The sequence below is a fragment of the Priestia sp. BR_2 genome (assembly GCF_041954005.1).
Classification (GTDB): Bacteria; Bacillota; Bacilli; order Paenibacillales; family Paenibacillaceae; genus Paenibacillus_AQ; species Paenibacillus_AQ lautus_A.
Genome location: NZ_JAVFHM010000208.1, coordinates 1 through 858 on the forward strand (window position 1 = coordinate 1; position 858 = coordinate 858).

An 858-nucleotide genomic window follows, 5' to 3' on the forward strand; every position below is an offset into this window, starting at 1 on the left:
GGATGAAGTTATTAACGTTCGTTATCGAAATAGCATCTATCAGACCATTGATCGTTTGCATCGCGATAGAGCGATTGTCATTCAAGAGAAAAAGCAGAACGAAGGGAGACCAGATTTAATTGTTTATGAAGTAACGGAAGAAGGGAGAGAAGCTGCGTACGAGTGGATAAGAGAAATGCTTTCTACCCCCAAAAAGGAATTCTTAGAATTTCCAGCTGCTATTTCCTTTCTTGCTCTTTTAACACCGGAAGACGTAAAAGAGCACCTACAAAAAAGAGTGCTTGCTTTAGAGAAAACATTAGCTTACGTAGATAAGCAGATGGAAATAGCGACAAGTAGGGGCATTCCACGTTTGTTTTTACTTGAGGTGGAATATCAGCGAACTATGTCACTTGCTGAGTTAAAATGGATCCAAGCTACTATCAACGATATACAAGGAGAAAAATTAAAATGGGATTGGGAATGGTTACGCGAGATATCGTTATATCTTACCTCTAAAGAAGAATCAATGGACTAACCCTTCCTAATGCTTATTGAATTATTTATAATTTACACAATTTCAGAATTCATTATGGTACAAAAGGAGAAAAATGATTAAATATGAATGCAAAACAAGGCAATTTAAAGCTAGTGCTGGCAGGTCTTTTGCTAGCAATTTTAATGGCGTCTATGGATAACACGATTGTCGCTACTGCTATGGGAACTATAGTCGGAGAGCTTGGCGGTCTTGATAAGTTTGTATGGGTTACATCAGCTTATATGGTTGCTGAAATGGCAGGTATGCCAATATTCGGTAAGCTCTCCGATATGTTTGGACGTAAAATGTTTTTTATTTTTGGACTCATCGTCTTTCTAGTT

At 37.6% G+C, this 858-nt stretch carries 2 protein-coding genes; both read left to right on the forward strand.

Annotation, left to right across the window (positions count from 1 at the left end):
* On the forward strand, positions 1-517 hold a 517-nt coding region (locus RB298_RS15565), incomplete at its 5' end, for a PadR family transcriptional regulator (RefSeq protein ID WP_486047526.1).
* 83 nt (positions 518-600) lie between these two features.
* On the forward strand, positions 601-858 hold a 258-nt coding region (locus RB298_RS15570; RefSeq protein WP_486047527.1), incomplete at its 3' end, for an MFS transporter.